This is a genomic window from Chromobacterium sp. S0633 (genome assembly GCF_024158805.1).
Lineage (GTDB): Bacteria > Pseudomonadota > Gammaproteobacteria > Burkholderiales > Chromobacteriaceae > Chromobacterium.
Map to the genome: position 1 here is coordinate 61661 of NZ_JAMZGH010000027.1, position 19234 is coordinate 80894.

A 19234-nucleotide genomic window follows, 5' to 3' on the forward strand; every position below is an offset into this window, starting at 1 on the left:
CGGCGGCCGGCTCAGGCGCGCTTCAAGGGTCCTGATGTTCCAGGCGCATGCGCGCCCGCGCATCGCGCTCCGCTTGCCGCTGCCTGCTTTGCAGCGTGGTGGCGACAAAGTCCAGATGTTGTTCCACCGCTTGCTGCGCGGCGTCCGGCTGTTTGTCGCGGATAGCTTCCCAGATGGCCAGATGCTGCGCGCGCAGCGCGTCCGCCACTTCTCCCACCGCGAACAAATCGGCGATATTGTCCTTGACGTGCCGATGCAGCATGGCCAGCAGGCTGCCGCTCAGATGGGCGAACAAGACATTGTGCGAGGCCTCGGCCACCGCCTGGTGAAAGCGCACGTCGGCCTGCGCCTGTTGGGCCAGATCTCCGCCGTCGTAGGCGTTCTGCAATTGGTTCACGCAATGTTCCAGACGCTGTAGGTCGGCCGGCGTGGCGCGGTTGGCCGCGCTGCGTGCCGCCGCGCCTTCCAGCACCCGCCTGAATTCCAATAAGTCACCGTGCAAGTCCTGATGCTGGTTCAGCAGCTTTTCCCAGGGGTCGGAAAACGCGGTCTCCAGCCGGTCCGTCACCCAGGTGCCGCCGCCCTGGCGGCTGCTGAGCAGGCCGCGCGACGCCAGTTGCTGGATCGCCTCGCGCAGCGAGGGCCGGGACACGCCGAACTCCTCGGCCAGCTGCCGTTCCGGCGGCAGGCGGTCTCCCGGTTTGAGCACGCCGTCCAGAATGCGCTTTTCCAGTTGTTCGACGATGACGTCGGAGAGTTTGGGGATGTTCAGTTTGGGATAGGCCATGGCACCGGGCTTGTCGGTTCGGAAAAATTGGTCAGACCAGAGTGAGTGCAGCTTACCACAGCCGGTGCGGGAATCCGCGTCGTCATATTGACGGACTCAAGCAATCACTCTAGAGTTGTTTTAATAAAAATAATTGGTCTTACCAATTTACAAAGGAAACCGGATGAAGCCTGCCAACGTGTATCTGTTCGGCACCTGTCTGCTGGACCTGTTTTTGCCGCAGGCCGGCGTGGACGCCATCGCCTTGCTGGAAGGCCTGGGCTTGCGAGTGCACTTTCCACAGCAACAGAGCTGCTGCGGCCAGCCGGCCTATACCAGCGGCCATCCGGCGGAAGCGCTGGCGGTGGCGCGGGCGCAGCTGGACTGTTTTGCCGAGGATTGGCCCATCGTGGTACCGTCCGGCTCCTGCGGCGGCATGATCAAGCACCATTGGCCCAAGCTGTTCGCCGGCCAGCCGGACGAGGCGCGCGCCTGCGCGGCGGCCGCTCGGGTGGTGGAGTTCAGCGATTTTCTGCTCAACCATCTGGACTGGCGGCCGCAAGATCAGGGCCCCAAGGTGAAGGTGGCAGTGCATACCTCCTGTTCCGCCCGCCGTGAAATGAATGTGCATCTGTCCTCTTGGGCCTTGCTGGAGCGGCTGGCCAATGTGGAACGGGTGGTGCACGACCATGAATCCGAGTGCTGCGGTTTCGGCGGCACTTTTTCGATCAAGCATCCTGACATCGCCGGGGCGATGGTGACGGACAAGGCCGCCGCGCTGCGGGACAGCGGCGCGGTGGAGTTCATCACCGCGGACGGCGGCTGTCTGCTCAATATCAACGGCAAGCTGGCCAAGGAGGGCAGGGCGTTTCGGGGCCGGCATCTGGCCAGCTTTCTGCTGGAGCGCGTGGGAGGCAAGGCATGAGCGCCCGCGACGCCATTCTGGCCAAGCTGCGCGCCGCGCCGCGCGAGGAACGGCCGCGGCCGGAGTTGGACGCGCATTTCCGGCACTTCGCGCCGCCGCAGCACAGCCTGGACGCCTTGCGCGGCTGGGCGCGGGCGATGCGGGCGGTGAAGACCGAGGTGCTATGGGTGCGCGCCGACGACTGGCACACGCGGCTGGCGGTGTGGATTGCGCAGCGGCGGCCGGCCTCCTTGCTGCTGTCCGACACCGCGCACGGCCGCCGCGCCGAGGCGGTGCTGCAAGGCTTGCCGACGCCGCCGGCGCTGCGTTTCTTCGACCGCGCCGTCGACGACTGGAAGGCCGAGCTGTTCGAGATCGAGGCCGCGTTCACCGCGGCGCGCTGCGGCATCGCCGCCACCGGCACCCTGGTGCTGTGGCCGGACGCGCAGGAGCCGCGCACCATGAGCCTGGTGCCGCCGCTGCACATCGTCCTGTTCGACACCGCCACGCTCTATCCGGACTTCTACAGCGCGATGCGTTGCGAAAACTGGCAGGACGGCATGCCTACCAACGCCTTGCTGATTTCCGGCCCGTCCAAGACCGCCGACATCCAGCTGACGCTGGCCTACGGCGCGCACGGTCCGCGTGAACTGCTGGTGCTGGCGCAGCTGCCCGAGCACATCGATCCGGCGCAGCTGGAGCAGGCGGAGGAGGCCCGACCATGAGCGAGCACAAGATCGAGCTTTATCCCTCGCGCCAATTCAAGCAGCAGGCGCGCGCGGCATTGGCCGACGGCGAACTGCGCCACAGCCTGCGCGGGGCGATGGATTTTCTGATGGCCAAGCGTTTGTCGGCCTTCGACGATCCGGCGGAACTGGACGCCTTGCGCGCGCTGGGAGAAGCCATCCGCCAGCGTTGCCTGTCGCGGCTGCCGGACTTGCTGGAGCAGTTGGAGGCGCGGCTGAGCGCCAACGGCGTGCAAGTGCATTGGGCCGAGACCGCTGACGAGGCCAATCGCATCATCCACGGCCTGGTGGCGGCGCGCGCCGGCCGGCTGATGGTCAAGGGCAAGTCCATGGTCAGCGAGGAAATCGAACTCAACCATTATCTGGAAGCGCGCGGCGTCGCCGCGGTGGAAAGCGATATGGGCGAGTACATCGTGCAGCTGGCCGGCGAAAAGCCCACCCACATCATCATGCCGGCGATACACAAGACCAAGGCCGACATCGCGCGGCTATTCCACGACAAGCTGCCGGGCACGCCCTACACCGAGGACGTGGACGAGTTGATACAGATAGGCCGCGGCGCGCTGCGCCGGCTCTATCTGGATGCCGACGTCGGCCTGTCCGGCGTCAACTTCGCGGTGGCGGAAACCGGCACGCTGTGCCTGGTGGAGAACGAGGGCAACGGCCGCATGTGCACCACGGTGCCGGACCTGCACATCGCCATCACCGGCATCGAGAAAGTGGTGGAGAAGCTGGCCGACGTGCCGCCCTTGTACAGCCTGCTGACCCGCTCCGCCATCGGCCAGCCCATCACCACTTATTTCAATATGATCAGCGGCCCGCGCCGCGCCGGCGAAAAAGACGGTCCGCGCGAAGTGCATCTGGTGCTGCTGGACAACGGCCGCAGCCAGGCCTACGCCGACGCGCAATTGCGCAAGACCCTGCAATGCATACGCTGCGGCGCCTGCATGAATCATTGCCCGGTCTACGCCCGCATCGGCGGCCACGCTTACGGCACCACCTATCCGGGGCCGATAGGCGAGATCATTTCGCCGCATCTGCTGGGCCTGGAAAACACCCGCGATCTGCCCACCGCCTCCAGCCTGTGCGGCGCTTGCGGCGAGGTCTGCCCGGTGAAGATCCCCATCCCCGAGATGCTGATGCGGCTGCGCGAGGAAAGCCAGCGTCCGGCCGGGGAGGCGGTCAGCCATCCGCTGCGCGGCCAGGGCGCGGCGGCCAGCGCGGCGGAGCGGCTGGCCTGGAAGGGCTGGCGCCAGGTCCACGCCTCGCCGCGGCTGTACCGCTGGTTCGGCTGGGGCGCCACCCGGCTGCGCAAGCTCGCGCTTGGCGGCCAGTTGGGCTGGACCCAGAACCACGCGCCGCTGACGCCGGCGCCCAAGACCCTGCACGAGCTGGTGCGCGAACGCGAAGCGCGCCGCGCCGCCGGGGAGCGGCCATGAGCATGAGTCCGGCGCATCAGGCTTTCCATCAGGATTTGCTGGCGGCGATGCCGGCGGCGCGCATCTACACCGACCCGCTGTCCACATTGGCTTACGGCACCGACGCCAGCTTTTACCGGCTGCGGCCGCAAATCGTCGCCCGCGTCGACAGCGAGGCGGAAGTGGCGGCCATCCTGGCGCTGGCGCGCCGCCACCGGGTGGCGCTGACCTTCCGCGCCGCCGGCACCAGCTTGTCCGGCCAGGCGGTCAGCGATTCGGTGCTGGTCTTGCTGGGCGATGGCTTCAACCATGGCCAGGTCTTGGACGACGGCGCGCGCGTCCGGCTGGGGCCGGCGATGATAGGCAGCCACGCCAACGCCCTGCTGGCGCCTTACGGCCGCAAGATCGGCCCGGACCCGGCGTCGATCAATAGCGCCAAGATCGGCGGCATCGCCGCCAACAACTCCAGCGGCATGTGCTGCGGCACCCGCGACAACAGCTATCACACGCTGGCGGCGATGCGCCTGCTGCTGCTGGACGGCGCCGCGCTGGACACCGGCGACGCCGCCAGCGTGGCGGCTTTCCGCCAGTCCCACGCCGCGCTGCTGGCCGGCTTGTCCGGCCTGGCGGCCGAACTGCGCGCCGACGCGGCGCTGGCCGAGCGGGTGCGCCGCAAATACCGGTTGAAGAACACCACCGGTTACGGCATCAACGCCTTGCTGGATTTCGACGACCCGGTGGACATGCTCAGCCATGTGCTGATCGGTTCCGAGGGCACGCTGGGCTTCATCAGCGAGATCACCTTCCACAGCGTGGTCGAGCATCCGCACAAGGCCTCGGCCTTGTTGCTGTTCGACGCGCTGGAGCCGTGCTGCCGCGCGGTGTCGGCGCTGAGCGCGGCCGCAAACGCCCACGGCGTGGCGGCGGTGGAGCTGATAGACAGCCGCAGCCTGCGCGCCTTGCACGGCAAGCCGGGGCTGCCGGATTTCCTGGCGCGGCCGTTCGGTCCGGAGGAGGCCTGTTTGCTGATCGAGGCGCGGGCCGGTTCCGAGGCGGAGCTGGAGCGCCATTGCGCGGCGATAGACCAACTGCTGGCCGGTTTTGCGCCGCGCCTGTCCAGCGGCTTCAGCCGCGAGGCCGCGGTCTGCGACAGCTATTGGGCCTTGCGCAAGGGCCTGTTTCCAGCGGTGGGCGCGGTGCGGCCGCTGGGCAGCACCGTGGTGATCGAGGACGTGGCTTTCCCAATTCCGCAGCTGGCCGACGGCGTGGCCAGGCTGACGGCCTTGTTCGACCGCCACGGCTATGACGAGGCCTTGTTGTTCGGCCATGCGCTGGACGGCAATCTGCATTTCGTGTTCGCGCCCAGCTTCGACAGCGAGCGGGAGGTGGCGCGTTACGACGCCTTCATGCAGGACGTCAGCGCGCTGGTGGCCGGCGAATACGACGGCTCGCTGAAGGCCGAGCACGGCACCGGCCGCAATGTCGCGCCCTTTGTGCGCCAGGAGTGGGGCGACGCCGCCTGGAACATCATGCGCCGCATCAAGGCCTTGTTCGACCCGGACGGCCTGCTCAATCCCGGCGTGATCATCACTGACAACGAGCGGCTGCACCTGGAAAACCTCAAGCCCTTGCCGGCGGCCGATCCCATCGTCGACCGCTGCATCGAATGCGGCTTTTGCGAGGCGGCCTGCCCGTCGCACGGGCTGACGCTGAGCCCGCGCCAGCGCATCGTCGCCTGGCGCCGCATCCAGCAACTGAGCCGCGACGGCGGCGCGGCGGAAGAGCTGGCCGCGCTGCGCGCCGATTTCCGCTACCGCGCCATCGACACCTGCGCCGCCACCGGCATGTGCGCGACGCGCTGTCCGGTGGACATCAATACCGGCGATCTGATGAAGCGCTTGCAAGGCCCGTCGCCGCGGCCGCGCGCCGCGCGCTTCGCCGCCCGCCACATCGGCGTCGCCGCGTCCGCCGTCCGCGCCGGCCTGGCGCTGGCGCATCTATTCGGGCCGGAGCGGCTGCACCGCATCAGCTTGAGGCTGCGTCGCCGCCACAAGGTGATTCCCTTGCTGCCCGCGCATCTGCCGCGGCCGGCCGGCCGTCTGCCCGCCGCCGGCGGCGACGGCGAGCCGGTGGTGCTCTTCCTCAGCTGCGTCAACCGCGCGCTGGCCGCGGACGCCGCCGGCGGCAACGCCGCCGCGCCCACGCTGGCCTTGCTGCGTCGCGCCGGTTTCAGCCCTCGCTATCCGGCTGGCCAGGATGGCCTGTGCTGCGGCCAGCCCTTCGCCTCGGCCAATGCGGTGGAGGCGCTGGACATCAGTCAGAACGCGCTGAACCTGGCCTTGCTGGCCGCCAGCGAAGACGGCCGTCATCCGGTTTACCTGGACAACGGGCCGTGCGCGGCGCGCATCCTGTCCGCCCAGCGCCAAGGCCGGCTGGACGCGCGCTTGCGTCTGTTCGACGCGGCCCGTTTCCTGGACGCCTTCGTCGCGCCGCGGCTGGCGGTGACGCGCAAGCTGGCGCAACTGGCGCTGCACATCCCCTGCAGCGCCGCCGAGATGGGCGCGGCGGACGCGCTCACGCGGCTGGCCGGCCGCTGCGCCGAGCGGCTGACGGTGCCGGACATCGCCTGCTGCGGCTTCGCCGGCGACAAGGGCTTCACCGTGCCGGAGCTGAACGCGCACAGCTTGCGACGGCTGCCGCCGGCCTTGCCCCAGGGCTGCCGCCACGGCGTGTCGATGAGCCGCACTTGTCAGATCGGCCTGAGCGAGCACGCCGGCTTTGAATACCGCAGCGTCGAGGCGCTGCTGGATTTTTGCACCACCCCTGGAAGCGGCCCGCTATGAAGGCCGTATTGATGGCGCCGCCGTCCGGGAGGATGGCCGGCTCCGAGTTGAAACGCCCGTAAACATCCTTCCCTGAACGCATTCCGTCCACACGGCCGCGGCTAGCCCGCCGCCGCGCGGATGTTTGTGCGCGCAAGAAGAAGGAGAGACTACAGAGGAGACATCATGATCTGGACCCAAAACTACTTTCCGTCCGGCGGCATGGCGCTGTCGGCGCTGATGGCGGCCTTGCCGATTATTTTCTTTTTCCTGGCGCTGGCGGTGTTCCGGCTCAAGGGCCATGTTGCCGGCAGCCTGACCGTGCTGCTGGCGCTGCTGGTGGCCACGTTGTTCTACGGCATGCCGGCGGACATGGCGCTGGCTGCCGCCGGTTTCGGCTTCGCCTACGGCCTGTGGCCCATCGCCTGGATCATCATCGCCGCGGTGTTCCTGTACAAGATCACCGTCAAGACCGGACAGTTCGACATCATCCGCGCCTCGGTGTTGTCGGTGACCGAGGATCAACGGCTGCAGATGCTGCTGGTGGGCTTCTCCTTCGGCGCCTTCCTGGAGGGCGCCGCCGGCTTCGGCGCGCCGGTGGCCATCACCGCCGCGCTGCTGGTGGGCCTGGGCTTCAATCCGCTGTACGCGGCCGGCCTGTGCCTGATCGCCAATACCGCGCCGGTGGCTTTCGGCGCCATGGGCATCCCCATCATCGTCGCCGGTCAGGTCACCGGGCTGGACCCTTTCGCCATCGGCGCCAAGGCCGGACATCAACTGCCGTTTCTGTCGGTGCTGGTGCCGTTCTGGCTGGTGATGATGATGGACGGCCTCAAAGGCGTGCGCCAAACCTGGCCGGCGGTGCTGGTGGCCGGCGGCTCCTTCGCCGTCACTCAGTATTTCACCTCCAACTACATCGGGCCGGAACTGCCGGACATCACTTCGGCCCTGGTCAGCCTGGTGTGTCTGACGCTGTTCCTGAAAGTGTGGCAGCCGCGCGAGATCTTCACTTTCGCCGGCCGCCGCGCGCCCAGCCCGCGCCGGCCTTCCGGCTTCGGCCTGGGCCGGATCGCCCGCGCCTGGGGGCCGTTCCTGATCCTGACCGCGCTGGTGACGCTGTGGAGCCTGAAACCGTTCAAGGCCTTGTTCGCCAAGGGCGGCGCGCTGGAGCACTGGGTGCTGAAGTTCCATGTGCCGTATCTGGACAATCTGGTGATCAAGACCGCGCCCATCGTGGCCGCGGACAAGCCTTACGAGGCGCTGTACAAGCTGGACCTGCTGTCCGCCGTGGGCACCGCCATTTTCGTCGCGGCCTTGCTGTCCATCGTGTTGCTGCGCTTCCGGCCGGCGCAGGCCGCCGCCGCCTTCGGCGAGACCCTGGCCGAACTGAAGCGGCCCATCCTGTCCATCGGCATGGTGCTGGCCTTCGCTTTCGTCGCCAATTATTCCGGCATGTCCAGCACGCTGGCCTTGTGCCTGGCCAATACCGGCAAGGCCTTTCCCTTTTTCTCGCCCTTCCTGGGCTGGCTGGGCGTGTTCCTGACCGGTTCCGACACCTCGTCCAATGCCTTGTTCTCGGCCTTGCAGGCGTCCACCGCGCATCAACTGGGCGTGTCGGACATTCTGCTGGTGGCGGCCAACACCACCGGCGGCGTGACCGGCAAGATGATTTCGCCGCAGTCCATCGCCGTGGCCTGCGCGGCGGTGGGGCTGGTGGGCAAGGAGGCGGACCTGTTCCGCTTCACCCTCAAGCACAGCCTGATCTTTTGCAGCCTGGTGGGGGCGATGACTTACGCGATGGCGTATTTCTGAGAACCTGTTCAATGTCTGCTGCGCTTCAGCGATACGGCGTTAAAAACAAGCTCAAAATGCTCATGTACCACGTGTACATTCCGCTTTTTCGCTCGTTTTCGCCTTGTCTCGCTCTTGCTCGCGAGACTTTGAACAGGCTCGGAGATCGTAAACAGGTTCTGAGAACCCGGCTCAAGGCCCGGCGGCGTGGACGCGCCGGGCCGGACTCACAGGATTTCCTGGTTTTCGCAGAAGAAGCTGATCGAGTCGAAATTGACCTGGGTGACATGGTTGGTGACCGGCACCATATTGATCAGGTGGCGGGTGCCGATGTCGAAGATATGGTATTCGCTGGCCAGGCTGCCGTACTCGGACGGCGACTTGGTCTTTTTGACGATGGTGACCGCGTTGGCCTCGCCGTTCCAGCCGTAGCTGGTGTTGAACTGCAGCAGGCGGTTGATGTAGTCGCCGGTGGGCGAATGCAGGAAGAAGTGGATGGTCTCGTTCTTCATGTCCAGATCGATGAAGCCGCTGGTGATCGCCGTCTCGCCGCTATTGCGCGGGAATTTGAGTTCGGAGATGCGGGCGGTGCAGATGGTGCGGCTGTCCATGATGTAGTTGTGGCCGGCATAGCCCAGATAGAGCGCGATCAGAAACAGTCCGAGAGCGATCAGAACACGATTTTGTTTTTGCAATTGAGATCGCTCCCGTATTTCTTGTCGCACAGATAACTCGCCGTGCATTTGCCGCTCTTGATGTAGAAGGCGTCGCCGCCGCTTTCCGGCAGCTTGGGCGCGTCGCGGTAGACATTGCCCACCACGAACAGGCTGCGCGCGCCGTCGCGCATTTTATGAATGTTCATTTGCGGAATCCACCAAGAGGCGTGCCAGCCCAAGAGCAGACCCGCGGCGGTGATGGCCAGCAGGGCCAGCGCCTGGCGGCGATCGACACGGACCGGCAGCCGCCAGCGCGCCATGCGCCGCTTGGGCGCCGGCGCGGCTCCGGCCGCGGGCGGGAGGCTTTCCGGCGCGGGCAGGGCGCCGTCGGCGTCCTCCCGCGGCTCCAGCGTGGCGAAGGCGCCGACGAATTGGCAGCCGCGCCTCGGAATGGTCTTGATGATCTTGGGATCCAGCCCGCTTTTCTCAAGCTGCGCGCGCAGATCGAATACCAGCTTGTGGTAGCTGGAGTCGGTGACGATGGTTTTCCCCCATACGTTTTCAATCAGCTCGTTTTTTTCGAACAGTCCGGAGAGCAAGAGCTTGAGCAGCAGCGCTTCATTGTATTTCAGGATGATCTTGTCTTGATCCCCGGGCAGCAGGCTGCCCTCGTCAGGGTCGAAGACGACTTTGTCTTCAATATGGAATCTCATTTTTATAATCTTTCTTCCCACGCCGCGGCCGGTATTGGAAACGCCTTGCGGCATTTGATATTACGGCCAGGACGGGTTCGGCGATATTTTAAATTACCCCATAGGTAATTTGCTCTAAATCGATTATAGGTAGCAATACCCAACTGCCAAGCTGGCCTTGCCAAGTGATGTTGCGGGGGAGCCGAAAGGTAAGCGGAAATGACAAGAGCGCCGGGCGCGCTCTTGATTTGACGTCAAATATTTTCCAACAGAATCCGCTTCTTTTCAAGAGGATGGCCGCGTTCGCCGCGCGGACCGCATGCGCGAACGGACGGCGAAGTCCGCTGGAACTCAGGCCTGTAGGGCATTGCCGCCGGGATGGCGGCGTCGGGGAATCCGGCGTATTCGGCGTGGCCGGCCCGCAACGAAAACCATGGATTTGGCGAAAGGCCGGAGCGGCCGGCGATGACTACGGAATTGTAGCGACGCGATTACAGCGCGCCGGCGCCGGAACGGAGCCGAAACGCCCGCCGAGGCGAGTCCGGCGCGAAGCGCGCATGAAAAACCGGGATAAGGGAGCCGCCAATAAGATGGCCTGTCGCTTGCTATTGAGGACTGAGTGGAATTGACGGCTCTGGCAAATGGCTGCGGCCGCTTGTTAAAACCAGCGGCGCTTTTGGCTTAATGCGTGGATTTAAGCTGTGTGATTTCTTGTTGCGCTCGCAGCAGCTCCTGCTCTATCGCATTAATTCTTTTATCTCTGCTGTTAAGTTCGTTTAACAGTTGCTCGCTCAGCAATTGCGCCTGATCCAGACATAGGATCAGCGCGGAGAGTTTGGCGCTGTTGGCGAGTTGCTCCATTAAAGGATTGCCGGCGTTGGCGTGGTCTTTGTTTTTATATTGCATGCTGAATGATGTGTGTTGTTATTCAATACATTTAGGCAGTCGAAAGCGGATTTCGCGCCCACGGAACAGAGCGGAGATCATAGCATGCAGTTTGGATGAGCGGGGGCGCAAGCCTTGAGAATTAAGCTTTTTGCCAGGGGTGGTAAGGAATGATAATGATTGCTGCGGCCGTTGTTGGCCCTGTTCGGGCCGATATCGGACCTGGGGCGGCGGCCAAAACGATAATCATTTCTAATGGCTGATAATAAATTGTACTGGTTTGGATAAAGACATTTAGTATCAACAGGGTTAAGCCGGCCGCTGATGTTTTTTGGAGGCAGTGGCCGTGTTAATGGCGGGAAATGAAAAAGTATTGGAAGGCTTGGCCCAAGAGCGGGAGATGATTTGGCGGCAGGATTTGGAGAGCTTGACGGTTTATATCGAAAACCTGATTAGAAAAACCTCCGCCATGGGCGCGGTGGTGCCTGGACTCTATCGCGCTTTGAGAATATGCAGCGTCGCCCTGAAAGGCGGCGGCGTGGGCGGCAAGGTGTATCTGACGCGCAAGGAGCGTTTGGATATTTATTGGGCGGTGAAGTCGGAAGCGTTTTCCATTTGATTATTGGTCAGTAGTGGCGTTTATTTTTGGATTGGGAAATCAATTGTGTCGCTGATCGGTTTTGTATGTTGTCGCGTATTTAGCATCGCTTTGTTCTGGTGCGGGATGAAGGCGCTGGGCATAGGCGTTTTGATGCTGCTCTTGCATATTGGCAAGGAGAAGGCTTTGAATGCGCCCTTGCGGCGCGAGTGAGCGCCTGCGCCTGGTTTGTGGCAGCAAAGTCAGGCGCGGGCTTCTCCTCGCCCCGCCGGAGCGGGCGAAATGGGGATTGTCGGATTGAAATGAAATGGGGCCGCGTTGCGATAACGCGGCCCTTTTGGCGTGGACGCCGTTTATCAGAATACGCGCAGGCCGGCGCTCCACACTTGGCGCACCAGCGGAATGCCGTCCCGCTCGCGCGCCTGGACCAGGTCCGCGCGCTGGCCGACGGCGATGGCGCCGCGGTCCGCCAATCCCACCGCCCGGGCCGGGTTGCGCGTGACGGTGGCGACGGCGCGGCTTGGGTCCCAGCCCGGCTGGCGGCCCAGCAGGTAGGCGGCGTGCAAGAGGCTGGCCGGCACGTAGTCCGAGGACAGGATGTCCAGCAGGCCGTGGCCGGCCAGTTCCAGGGCGGCGACATTGCCGGAGTGGGAGCCGCCGCGGACGATGTTGGGCGCGCCCATCACCGTCATCAGCCCCTGTTCGCGCGCGGCGCGCGCGGCGGTCAGGGTGGTGGGGAATTCGGACATGGCCACGCCGTCGCGCACCGCCTCGTCGATATGGCTGAGCTCGGTGTCGTCGTGGCTGGCCAGGGCTATGCCGCGCGCGCGCGCCAGTTCCACCACCGCCTGGCGGTGGCTTTCGGCGTAGCGGTCTTGCTTGAGCTTGCGTTGCTCCACCGCGGCGAGGAAGGTGTCGTCGTTCCAGCTGACGTTTTTCTTGGCGTAGTACTTTTTGTACTGCGCCAGGTCGCGGTATTGGCGCTGGCCGGGGGTGTGGTCCATCAGCGACACCAGACGCACCGCCGGATGGCCGATCAAGGGGGACAGCGCGTCCAGCAGCGTGGGATAGGCCAGTTCGCAACGCAGGTGGAACAGGTGCTCGGCGCGGAAGACGCGGCGGCACATGCCGGCGTCTATCGCCTCGAAGGCGCTTTGCAAGGTGTCCAGCCGCACGCTGTCGCCTTCCAGATCGCCCACCGACAGCGCGTCCAGCACGGTGGTGATGCCGGCTGCCACGCATTGCGCGTCGTGGGTGACCACGGCCGGCAGCGTCGGCCACAGCACGCCGTTGCGCGGCATCAGGTGTTTTTCCAGATTGTCGGTGTGCACTTCCACCAGGCCGGGCAGCAGGTCGTCGCCGTCCAGATCTTCGCTGTGGGGCGGGGGGGCGCTCAGCGCTTGGGCATGGACGGCGGCGATCACGCCGTTGTCTATTTCCAGCGCGCCGCGTTCGACGACGCCGTCGGCCAGGATCAGCCGGGCATTGTTCAATATCCGTTTCATGCTAGGTGTTCCGATTTGTTTGCCAGCGGGACTTCAAACACGCGGTCGGCGACGGCGTCGCGGGTGGGTTCGTCGTGGAAGATGCCCACCAGCGCCGCGCCGCGCGCCAGCGCTTCGCGCATCAGTTCAATCACCACCGCGCGGTTGGCGGCGTCCAGCGAGGCGGTGGGCTCGTCCAGCAGCAGGATGGGCCGCGGCGCTATCATGCCGCGCGCGATATTGACCCGCTGCTGTTCGCCGCCGGAAAAAGTGGCCGGCGGCAGCCGCCACAGCCGTTCCGGTATGTTCAGCCGCGCGAGCAAAGCGCCGGCCTCGCGCCGCGCCGCGTCGGCGTCCACGCCCCATTCGCGCAGCGGCTCGGCGACGATGTCCAGCGCCGGCACCCGCGGGATGGCGCGCAGGAACTGGCTGACGTAGCCCAGGGTGTGGCGGCGGGCGTCTGCGATCTCGTGCGGCAAGGCGGCGGCCATGTCCAGCCAGGCGTCGCGGTGGCGGATGCGTATGCTGCCGCGCTCCACCAGGTAATTGGCGTACAGCGCCTTGAGCAGCGTGCTCTTGCCGGCGCCGGAAGGGCCGGCCAGCGCCACGCATTCGCCGGCGGCGGCCTGCAGGGAGACCTCGTCGAGCACCGGCAGCGTCAGGCCGCCTTGTTGGTGCAGGGTGAAAGTCTTGCTCACTTGCCTTGCGTCTATCAATAGCTTCATGGCTTCAGGCCTGCAGGATGGAGGATACCAGCAGCTGGGAGTACGGATGCTGCGGATCGTCCAGGATTTGATCGGTGAGGCCGGCTTCCACCACGCGGCCGCCTTGCATCACCAGCGTGCGTTGCGCCAGCAGACGGGCCACGGCCAGGTCGTGGGTGACCATGATGACGGCGATGCCGCTGTCGCGCACCAGTCTTCGGGTCAGGTCCAGGAAGCGGGCCTGCACCGAGACGTCCAGGCCGCCGGTGGGTTCGTCCATGAAGACCAGCCGCGGATGGGTGGCCAGGCTGCGGGCGATCTGCAGCCGCTGCTGCATGCCGCCGGAGAAGGCGCTGGGCGGATCGTCCAGCCGCGAGCGGCCGATTTCCACCCGTTCCAGCCAGTCGCCGGCGGTCTGGCGCAGCCGGCCGTAATGGCGCTGGCCCAGCGCCATCAGCCGCTCGCCGATATTGGCGCCGGCGGAGACGTTCATGCGCAGGCCGTCGCGGGCGTGCTGGGACACGAAGCCCCATTCGCTGCGCGCCAGCCGGCGGCGCTCGGATTCGGTGATGGCGGTGAGTTCGTGCTCGCGGCCGTCGCGTTCGCGAAAGCGCGCGCTGCCGGCGTCGGCGGCCAGCTTGCCGGCCAGCGCGGCCAGCAGCGTGGATTTGCCGGAGCCGGATTCGCCGACCACGCACAGCACTTCGCCGGCGTGGAGATCGAAATCGACGCCGAAGCAGCCGTTGCCGTTGCCGTAGTCCTTGCCGAGGCCGCGGACGCTGAGTAGGGGCGGGTTCATTGCGGGCTTTCCTGTGTGTCGCGGCGCTGCCGGCAGTGGTCGCTGTCGGAGCAGACGTATTGGCGCGCGCCGGCGTCGTCGGTGATGATTTCGTCCAGATAGCTGTCGCCGGCGCCGCACAGCGCGCAGGCCTGTTCCCAGCGCTGTACCTGGAACGGATGGTCGTCGAAAGCCAGGCTTTCCACCCGGGTGTGCGGCGGGATCGCGTACAGCCTTTTTTCGCGGCCGGCGCCGAACAGCAGCAGCGCCGGACTCAGGTGCAGCTTGGGGTTGTCGAATTTGGGGATGGGCGAGGGCGAAGCCAGGTAGCGGCCGTTGACCAGCACCGGGTAGTCGTAGCTGGCGGCGATGTGGCCGTAGCGGGCGATGTCCTCGTACAGCTTGACGTGCATCAGGCCGTAATCCTGGTGGGCGTGCAGCTTGCGGGTTTCCTGCTCGCTGGCTTCCAGCGTGCGCAACGGTTCCGGTTCCGGCACCTGGAACACCAGCACCTGGCCGGCGCGCAGCGGGGTTTCCGGGATGCGGTGCCGGGTCTGGATCAGGCTGGCTTCGGCGCTGCGGGTGGTGGTGGCCACGCCGGCGACGCGGGCGAAGAAGCGGCGGATATTGACCGCGTTGGTGGTGTCGTCCGCGCCCTGGTCTATGACCTTGAGCACGTCGTCGCGGCCGATCACGCTGGCCGTCACCTGGATGCCGCCGGTGCCCCAGCCGTAGGGCAGCGGCATTTCGCGGCCGCCGAAGGGCACTTGATAGCCGGGCACGGCCACGGCCTTGAGCAGGGCGCGGCGCAGCATGCGCTTGGTGTTTTCGTCGAGGAAGCCGAAGTTGTACGCCCATGGCGCGGCGGTGCTCATGCTTGTGTCTCCTTGGCGGCGTGTTCGCGGCGCAGCTGGCGTATCAGCGACAGCTCGGCCTGGAAGTCGACGTAGTGCGGCAGCTTGAGATGCTGGACGAAGCCGGAGGCTTCGACGTTGTCGCTGTGGCACAGCGCGAACTCCGGCTGCTGCGCCGGCGCGTGCGCCGTTTCGCCCAGCTCGGCGGCGCGCAGGCTGCGGTCCACCAAGGCCATCGCCATCGCCTTGCGTTCGGCCTCGCCGAAGCTCAGACCGTAGCCGCGGGTGAATTGCGGCGGCGCGCTGCGGCTGCCGGCGAACTGGTTGATCATCTGGCATTCGGTCAGGGTGATTTCGCCGATGTCGACGTCGAAGCCCAATTCTTCCGGGCAAACCATCACGCTGACTTCGCCCATGCGGATTTCGCCGGCGAAGGGGTGGCTTTCGGCGTAGCCGCGCTGGGTGGAGTAGGCCAGGCCCAGCAGCCAGCCCTCGTCGCCGCGCGCCAGGTTTTGCAGCCGGGCGGCGCGGCCGGCCGGGAACAGCAGCGGCTCGCGGGTCAGGTCGGCCGGTTCCGGATCGCCCGGCGGCGGCGTTTCCGGCTCGATCAGCCCTTCCTGGGCCAGGGTGTCCAGCACGCAGGGCAGCCGTTCCGGCAGCGGCGCGTCCGCCAGCGTCGGCAGCGGCGGCTCGCCGGCCTGGGCCAGGCCGAAGTCCAGCAGCCGCTGGGTGTAGTCGGCGGTGGGGCCCAGCACCTGGCCGCCGGGCACGTCCTTGAAGGTGCCGGACACGCGTCGGCGCACCCGCATCGCCGCGGTGTCCAGCGGCCGGCTGGCGGCGAAGCGCGGCAGGGTGGTGCGGAAGGCGCGCAGCAGGAAGGCCGCCTCCACGCAGTCGCCGGCCGCCTGTTTCAGCGCCAGCGCCGCCAGCTCCTCGTCGTACAGCGAACCTTCCTGCATCGTCCTGGCCAGCGCCAGCCGCAATTGGCCGCGGATCTGGGCGAGGCTCAGTTCCGGCGTCGCCGCGTCGCCGCGGCGCTTGGCGGCCAGCAAGTCCCAGGAGCGGGCGATGGCGGTTTCTCCGCCTTTGACGGCTACGTACATCTCAACCCTCCTTGACGCGGGTGCTGCGCGGCAGGCCGGCCACGCGCTCGCCGCAGATCAGAAAAATGTCCACGCCCAGCGGAAAACGGGCGTGATTGTCCCGCCATTGCCGCCAGAAACCGTCCGGCGCGCCGTTCACGCCGAAACGGCGCGGCGCGGCGAAGCCCGGGCCGTCGGCTTCCACCTGTTCTGCGTTGAAGCCGGCGGTTTCCAGCAGCACGGTGGCGGAGCGGTCCGGGTATTCGGGCTCGCCGGCCTTGAGCGCGGCCAGCGGCGGCGGCGGCGCGCCCAGCGGCAGCACCACGAAGTCGGCCTGTTCCGGCGCGGCGGCCAGGCGCAGGCCGGTGTGGAAGCGCAGGCTGGCCAGGGTGTCCGCCGGCAGCGGCGGCAGCCAGACGCTGACGTCCTGGTCCAGCAGGGCATAGAGCAGGGCGGCGGTGGCCGGCATCAGGCCGGGCAGCTCGGCCGGCAGAGCCGGCAGCGTTTGCGGCAGCAAGGGTTCGGCCAGCGCGGCCAGCGCGGCGCGGAAGCAGCGCTGACTGTCGTGAACCGGGTCGGAGAAGGCGGCGCGCATTTCATTCATCTCATTCCCCCCTGACCAGGGTGAAGAATTCCACCTTGCTGGCGGCGGCTTCGAGCGCCGCCTGTTCGCGGCGCGCGGCGCGTTCGGCGCGCAAGGGCGTTATCCATTGCGCGAGCAAACCGTCCCGCCGCGCCGGGTCTTGCAGCAGCGCGTCGGCCTGGGCGATCAATTCGGCGTGTTCGCCGTTGCTGCCCAGCGCCCAGCCGTGGCCCAGGCGGCCGTTGATCCGGCAACTGGCGCGGCTGACGCTGGCTTCGCCCAGATTGAAGCGGGTGCCGCCGCCGCCGGCGCGGCCCTGCAGCATGACAAGGCCGGTTTCGGCGCGGCGCAGCCATTCCACTTGCGGCGCCGGCGGCAATTGCGGGCCCAGCAGCCGGCGCAGCCGCGGCGGCGGGGTGTGGGCCAGCACGCTGAGCCAGTCTTGTCGGGTCGAGGTTTCCATATCGGGTATTCCCCTGTGCGGTTTCAACAAAAATTCATATAAACGTATAGACGTATCCATGATAATGGCCGGCGATAAGGCGCAAACAGCATGCGGCGATGAAGGTTTTGTGACGATTGGGTGGCGGGGCTAGACCTTGGCCGCCATGGGAACGAGAGGGCGTGAACGATGATTGAACGCGGTTCCGGGGTCGCCGTCTGGCGGCAGATAGAAAACAGCCTGGCGGAGGAGATCGCCAGCGGCGCGATCCGCGCCGGCGAGCAATTGGCCACCGAGCTGCAACTGGCCCAGCGCTTTCGCGTCAACCGCCACACCATACGGCGCGCGGTGGCCACGCTGGTGGAGCGCGGCCTGTTGCGGGTGGAACAGGGGCGCGGCACCTTCGTCCAGGACAATGCGATCGACTACGCGATCAGCAAGCGCACCCGTTTTTCCCAGAACATGGCCAGCCAGAACCTGAACTCGGACATCGACGTCCTGGCCAGCGACACGGTGCCGGCCAACGCCGAACTGGCCGATTTGCTGCAAGTGGCGGTGGGCGAGCCGCTGCTGCGGATCAAGACCCTGAGCCGGGTGGCGTTGCGGGTGGTGGACTGGGCGATCTTGTTCTTTCCGGCGGCGCGCTTTCCCGGCCTGCCGGAGATTTACCGGCGCGAGCGCTCGGTGACGCGCGCGCTGGCGCATTTCGGCGTAAACGATTACACCCGGCGCTTCACCCGCGTCAGCGCGCGGCTGCCGGACAGCGAGACGGTGGACTATCTGGGGCTGCCCAAGAACCGGCCGGTGCTGCATGTGAAGTCCTTGAACGTGGACCCGCAGGGGCGGCCGGTGCAATACGGGATCACCTGTTTCAACGGCGATCTGGTGCAACTGGTGATGGAGGAGGCCTGATGCGTTACGCGCTGTATTACGCGCCGCGGCCGGACAGCGCCTTCTGGCGCGCCGGCAGCGGCTGGCTGGGCCAGGACGCGCACAGCGGCCTGCAAGTATTGCCGCCGCACGCGCCGGGCCTGGACGCCGAAGTCTGGGCGGAGCTGACCGCGGCGCCGGCCCGTTACGGATGGCACGCCACGCTGAAAGCGCCGTTCGCCTTGCGCGCCGGCGCGGAAGAGGCGGCGCTGCTGGCGCGGACCGCGGCCTTGGCTCGCCGTTTTCAGCCCTTCGAACTGGCGCTGGAGGTGGCCTGGCTGGCGGATTTTCTGGCGCTGCGGCCGCCGGCGCCGCCGCCGGAACTGGCCGAGCTGGCCGCCGCCTGCGTGGTGGAACTGGAGCCCTTGGCCGATCGCGAATCGCCGCGGAAAACGCGCGCCGGCCTGGACCCGCGCCAGGAGCAGCTAAGCTTGCGCTGGGGCTATCCCTATGTGTTCGAACACTACCGTTTTCACCTGACGCTGAGCGGCCGGCTGAGGCTGGACAGCGCGACGGGGCGGGCGCTGGAACAGGCGGCGCGCCGGCATTTCTCCGCTTTCACCCGCGCGCGGGTGGACGGCGTGGCGGTGTTTGTCGAGCCGGCGGCGGGCGAGGCTTTCCGCTACCTCGCGCATTGCGGCTTTGACGGTCAGGTGGCGCGCTATGAAGCCTGAGTCCGGCGCGCTGTGGTATGTGATCGGCCCGTCCGGCGCCGGCAAGGACAGCCTGCTGGCTTATGCGCGGGCGCGGCTGCCGGCCTCCGGCCGGCTGGTGTTCGCCCACCGCTACATCACCCGGCCGGCCGACGCCGGCGGCGAGAACCACGTGGCCTTGAGCCGGGAAGAGTTTGAACAGCGCGAGCGCAGCGGCTGCTTCGCCCTGAGCTGGCGGCGGCATGGTCTGGCCTATGGCCTGGGCATGGAGGTGGCGCTGTGGCTGGAACAGGGGCTGGACGTGGTGGTCAACGGCTCGCGCTCGGCGCTGCCGCTGGCGGCGCGGCGTTTTCCCGGCCTGCGGCCGGTGTGGGTCGTCGCCAGCCCGGCGGCGCTGGCGGCGCGGCTGGCCGGCAGAGGTGAAGGACGAGGACATCGTGATGGTG

At 66.6% G+C, this 19234-nt stretch carries 21 protein-coding genes; 10 read left to right on the forward strand and 11 right to left on the reverse strand.

From position 1 onward, the window contains the following. Window positions 1-22: 22 nt before the first annotated feature. Window positions 23-787 carry an FCD domain-containing protein gene (locus tag NK214_RS16555; protein ID WP_235087612.1) on the reverse strand — a complete coding sequence of 255 codons (765 nt, stop codon included), beginning with the start codon at window positions 785-787 and terminating at the stop codon, window positions 23-25. A 163-nt stretch (window positions 788-950) separates the two neighbouring features. On the opposite strand from NK214_RS16555, the gene NK214_RS16560 reads away from it, so the two are divergent. The 5 genes from NK214_RS16560 to NK214_RS16580 all read left to right on the forward strand — a co-directional run bounded on the left by NK214_RS16560 (window position 951) and on the right by NK214_RS16580 (window position 8468). Then, window positions 951-1691, forward strand: coding sequence for a (Fe-S)-binding protein (locus tag NK214_RS16560; RefSeq protein WP_227104149.1), 741 nt, complete (start codon window positions 951-953; stop codon window positions 1689-1691). Continuing rightward, window positions 1688-2395, forward strand: coding sequence for a lactate utilization protein (locus NK214_RS16565; RefSeq protein ID WP_253315016.1), 708 nt, complete (start codon window positions 1688-1690; stop codon window positions 2393-2395). Before NK214_RS16560 ends, NK214_RS16565 begins: the two co-directional genes overlap by 4 nt. Further along, window positions 2392-3855, forward strand: coding sequence for a LutB/LldF family L-lactate oxidation iron-sulfur protein (locus NK214_RS16570; protein WP_107799835.1), 1464 nt, complete (start codon window positions 2392-2394; stop codon window positions 3853-3855). Before NK214_RS16565 ends, NK214_RS16570 begins: the two co-directional genes overlap by 4 nt. Beyond that, complete coding sequence (locus NK214_RS16575) at window positions 3852-6677, forward strand: FAD-binding and (Fe-S)-binding domain-containing protein (RefSeq protein WP_253315017.1); 2826 nt, start codon at window positions 3852-3854, stop codon at window positions 6675-6677. The genes NK214_RS16570 and NK214_RS16575 overlap by 4 nt, the downstream gene beginning before the upstream one ends. A gap of 162 nt (window positions 6678-6839) precedes the next feature. Next, window positions 6840-8468 (forward strand): lactate permease LctP family transporter, encoded by a 1629-nt coding sequence (locus NK214_RS16580; RefSeq protein ID WP_235089745.1) that lies wholly within the window; start codon window positions 6840-6842, stop codon window positions 8466-8468. Window positions 8469-8674: 206 nt separating this feature from the next. Here the strand turns inward: NK214_RS16580 and NK214_RS16585 are convergent, their stop codons facing one another. The 3 genes from NK214_RS16585 to NK214_RS16595 all read right to left on the reverse strand — a co-directional run bounded on the left by NK214_RS16585 (window position 8675) and on the right by NK214_RS16595 (window position 10701). Further along, window positions 8675-9142, reverse strand: coding sequence for a hypothetical protein (locus tag NK214_RS16585; RefSeq protein WP_107799833.1), 468 nt, complete (start codon window positions 9140-9142; stop codon window positions 8675-8677). Beyond that, window positions 9118-9816, reverse strand: coding sequence for a hypothetical protein (locus tag NK214_RS16590; RefSeq protein ID WP_227104141.1), 699 nt, complete (start codon window positions 9814-9816; stop codon window positions 9118-9120). Before NK214_RS16590 ends, NK214_RS16585 begins: the two co-directional genes overlap by 25 nt. A gap of 660 nt (window positions 9817-10476) precedes the next feature. Further along, entirely contained in the window at window positions 10477-10701 is a 225-nt protein-coding gene (locus NK214_RS16595) for a hypothetical protein (RefSeq protein WP_107799831.1), read from the reverse strand. A gap of 331 nt (window positions 10702-11032) precedes the next feature. Here NK214_RS16595 and NK214_RS16600 point away from each other — a divergent pair, with 331 nt between their 5' ends. Both NK214_RS16600 and NK214_RS16605 read left to right on the forward strand, forming a co-directional pair. Continuing rightward, the gene (locus NK214_RS16600) at window positions 11033-11299 is read left to right on the forward strand and encodes a hypothetical protein (RefSeq protein WP_146176662.1); all 267 of its coding nucleotides are present in this window, start codon (window positions 11033-11035) and stop codon (window positions 11297-11299) included. A 45-nt stretch (window positions 11300-11344) separates the two neighbouring features. Further along, window positions 11345-11491: a hypothetical protein gene (locus tag NK214_RS16605; protein WP_157222177.1), complete on the forward strand. Its 147-nt coding sequence runs from the start codon at window positions 11345-11347 to the stop codon at window positions 11489-11491. Window positions 11492-11634: 143 nt separating this feature from the next. Here the strand turns inward: NK214_RS16605 and NK214_RS16610 are convergent, their stop codons facing one another. The 7 genes from NK214_RS16610 to phnG are packed head-to-tail and all read right to left on the reverse strand — an operon-like array spanning window position 11635 to window position 17226. Next, the gene (locus NK214_RS16610; protein WP_253315018.1) at window positions 11635-12783 is read right to left on the reverse strand and encodes an alpha-D-ribose 1-methylphosphonate 5-triphosphate diphosphatase; all 1149 of its coding nucleotides are present in this window, start codon (window positions 12781-12783) and stop codon (window positions 11635-11637) included. Further along, entirely contained in the window at window positions 12780-13487 is a 708-nt protein-coding gene (gene phnL, locus NK214_RS16615; RefSeq protein WP_227104137.1) for a phosphonate C-P lyase system protein PhnL, read from the reverse strand. The genes NK214_RS16610 and phnL overlap by 4 nt, the downstream gene beginning before the upstream one ends. Window positions 13488-13491: 4 nt before the next feature. Then, entirely contained in the window at window positions 13492-14265 is a 774-nt protein-coding gene (gene phnK, locus NK214_RS16620) for a phosphonate C-P lyase system protein PhnK (RefSeq protein WP_253315019.1), read from the reverse strand. Beyond that, window positions 14262-15119, reverse strand: a complete 858-nt coding sequence (locus NK214_RS16625) for an alpha-D-ribose 1-methylphosphonate 5-phosphate C-P-lyase PhnJ (protein WP_107799826.1) — start codon at window positions 15117-15119, stop codon at window positions 14262-14264. The genes phnK and NK214_RS16625 overlap by 4 nt, the downstream gene beginning before the upstream one ends. Then, complete coding sequence (locus NK214_RS16630) at window positions 15116-16201, reverse strand: carbon-phosphorus lyase complex subunit PhnI (protein WP_253315020.1); 1086 nt, start codon at window positions 16199-16201, stop codon at window positions 15116-15118. Before NK214_RS16630 ends, NK214_RS16625 begins: the two co-directional genes overlap by 4 nt. Before the next feature lies 1 nt (window position 16202). Then, window positions 16203-16784: a phosphonate C-P lyase system protein PhnH gene (gene phnH / locus NK214_RS16635; RefSeq protein ID WP_253315021.1), complete on the reverse strand. Its 582-nt coding sequence runs from the start codon at window positions 16782-16784 to the stop codon at window positions 16203-16205. A gap of 1 nt (window position 16785) precedes the next feature. Then, window positions 16786-17226: a phosphonate C-P lyase system protein PhnG gene (gene phnG, locus NK214_RS16640; protein WP_253315022.1), complete on the reverse strand. Its 441-nt coding sequence runs from the start codon at window positions 17224-17226 to the stop codon at window positions 16786-16788. Window positions 17227-17394: 168 nt separating this feature from the next. On the opposite strand from phnG, the gene phnF reads away from it, so the two are divergent. The 3 genes from phnF to phnN form a co-directional block, all read left to right on the forward strand. Then, on the forward strand, window positions 17395-18117 hold the full coding sequence (gene phnF / locus NK214_RS16645; protein ID WP_253315023.1) for a phosphonate metabolism transcriptional regulator PhnF: 723 nt from the start codon (window positions 17395-17397) through the stop codon (window positions 18115-18117). Further along, window positions 18117-18809, forward strand: coding sequence for a DUF1045 domain-containing protein (locus NK214_RS16650; protein WP_253315024.1), 693 nt, complete (start codon window positions 18117-18119; stop codon window positions 18807-18809). Before phnF ends, NK214_RS16650 begins: the two co-directional genes overlap by 1 nt. After that, window positions 18799-19234 (forward strand): phosphonate metabolism protein/1,5-bisphosphokinase (PRPP-forming) PhnN (gene phnN / locus NK214_RS16655; RefSeq protein ID WP_253315025.1); only part of this gene is annotated, 436 nt, incomplete at its 3' end. The genes NK214_RS16650 and phnN, both read left to right, overlap by 11 nt.

Bases quoted from the DNA above. Each gene is read 5' to 3' on its own strand.
- NK214_RS16575 (WP_253315017.1), top strand. From the start codon at position 3,852: ATGAGCATGAGTCCGGCGCATCAGGCTTTCCATCAGGATTTGCTGGCG.
- phnF (WP_253315023.1), top strand. From the start codon at position 17,395: ATGATTGAACGCGGTTCCGGGGTCGCCGTCTGGCGGCAGATAGAAAAC.
- NK214_RS16600 (WP_146176662.1), top strand. From the start codon at position 11,033: ATGGCGGGAAATGAAAAAGTATTGGAAGGCTTGGCCCAAGAGCGGGAG.
- phnK (WP_253315019.1), bottom strand. From the start codon at position 14,265: ATGAACCCGCCCCTACTCAGCGTCCGCGGCCTCGGCAAGGACTACGGC.
- phnH (WP_253315021.1), bottom strand. From the start codon at position 16,784: ATGAATGAAATGCGCGCCGCCTTCTCCGACCCGGTTCACGACAGTCAG.
- NK214_RS16560 (WP_227104149.1), top strand. From the start codon at position 951: ATGAAGCCTGCCAACGTGTATCTGTTCGGCACCTGTCTGCTGGACCTG.
- NK214_RS16565 (WP_253315016.1), top strand. From the start codon at position 1,688: ATGAGCGCCCGCGACGCCATTCTGGCCAAGCTGCGCGCCGCGCCGCGC.
- NK214_RS16595 (WP_107799831.1), bottom strand. From the start codon at position 10,701: ATGCAATATAAAAACAAAGACCACGCCAACGCCGGCAATCCTTTAATG.
- NK214_RS16630 (WP_253315020.1), bottom strand. From the start codon at position 16,201: ATGTACGTAGCCGTCAAAGGCGGAGAAACCGCCATCGCCCGCTCCTGG.
- NK214_RS16625 (WP_107799826.1), bottom strand. From the start codon at position 15,119: ATGAGCACCGCCGCGCCATGGGCGTACAACTTCGGCTTCCTCGACGAA.
- phnL (WP_227104137.1), bottom strand. From the start codon at position 13,487: ATGAAGCTATTGATAGACGCAAGGCAAGTGAGCAAGACTTTCACCCTG.
- NK214_RS16610 (WP_253315018.1), bottom strand. From the start codon at position 12,783: ATGAAACGGATATTGAACAATGCCCGGCTGATCCTGGCCGACGGCGTC.
- NK214_RS16555 (WP_235087612.1), bottom strand. From the start codon at position 787: ATGGCCTATCCCAAACTGAACATCCCCAAACTCTCCGACGTCATCGTC.
- NK214_RS16650 (WP_253315024.1), top strand. From the start codon at position 18,117: ATGCGTTACGCGCTGTATTACGCGCCGCGGCCGGACAGCGCCTTCTGG.
- NK214_RS16570 (WP_107799835.1), top strand. From the start codon at position 2,392: ATGAGCGAGCACAAGATCGAGCTTTATCCCTCGCGCCAATTCAAGCAG.
- NK214_RS16590 (WP_227104141.1), bottom strand. From the start codon at position 9,816: ATGAGATTCCATATTGAAGACAAAGTCGTCTTCGACCCTGACGAGGGC.
- phnG (WP_253315022.1), bottom strand. From the start codon at position 17,226: ATGGAAACCTCGACCCGACAAGACTGGCTCAGCGTGCTGGCCCACACC.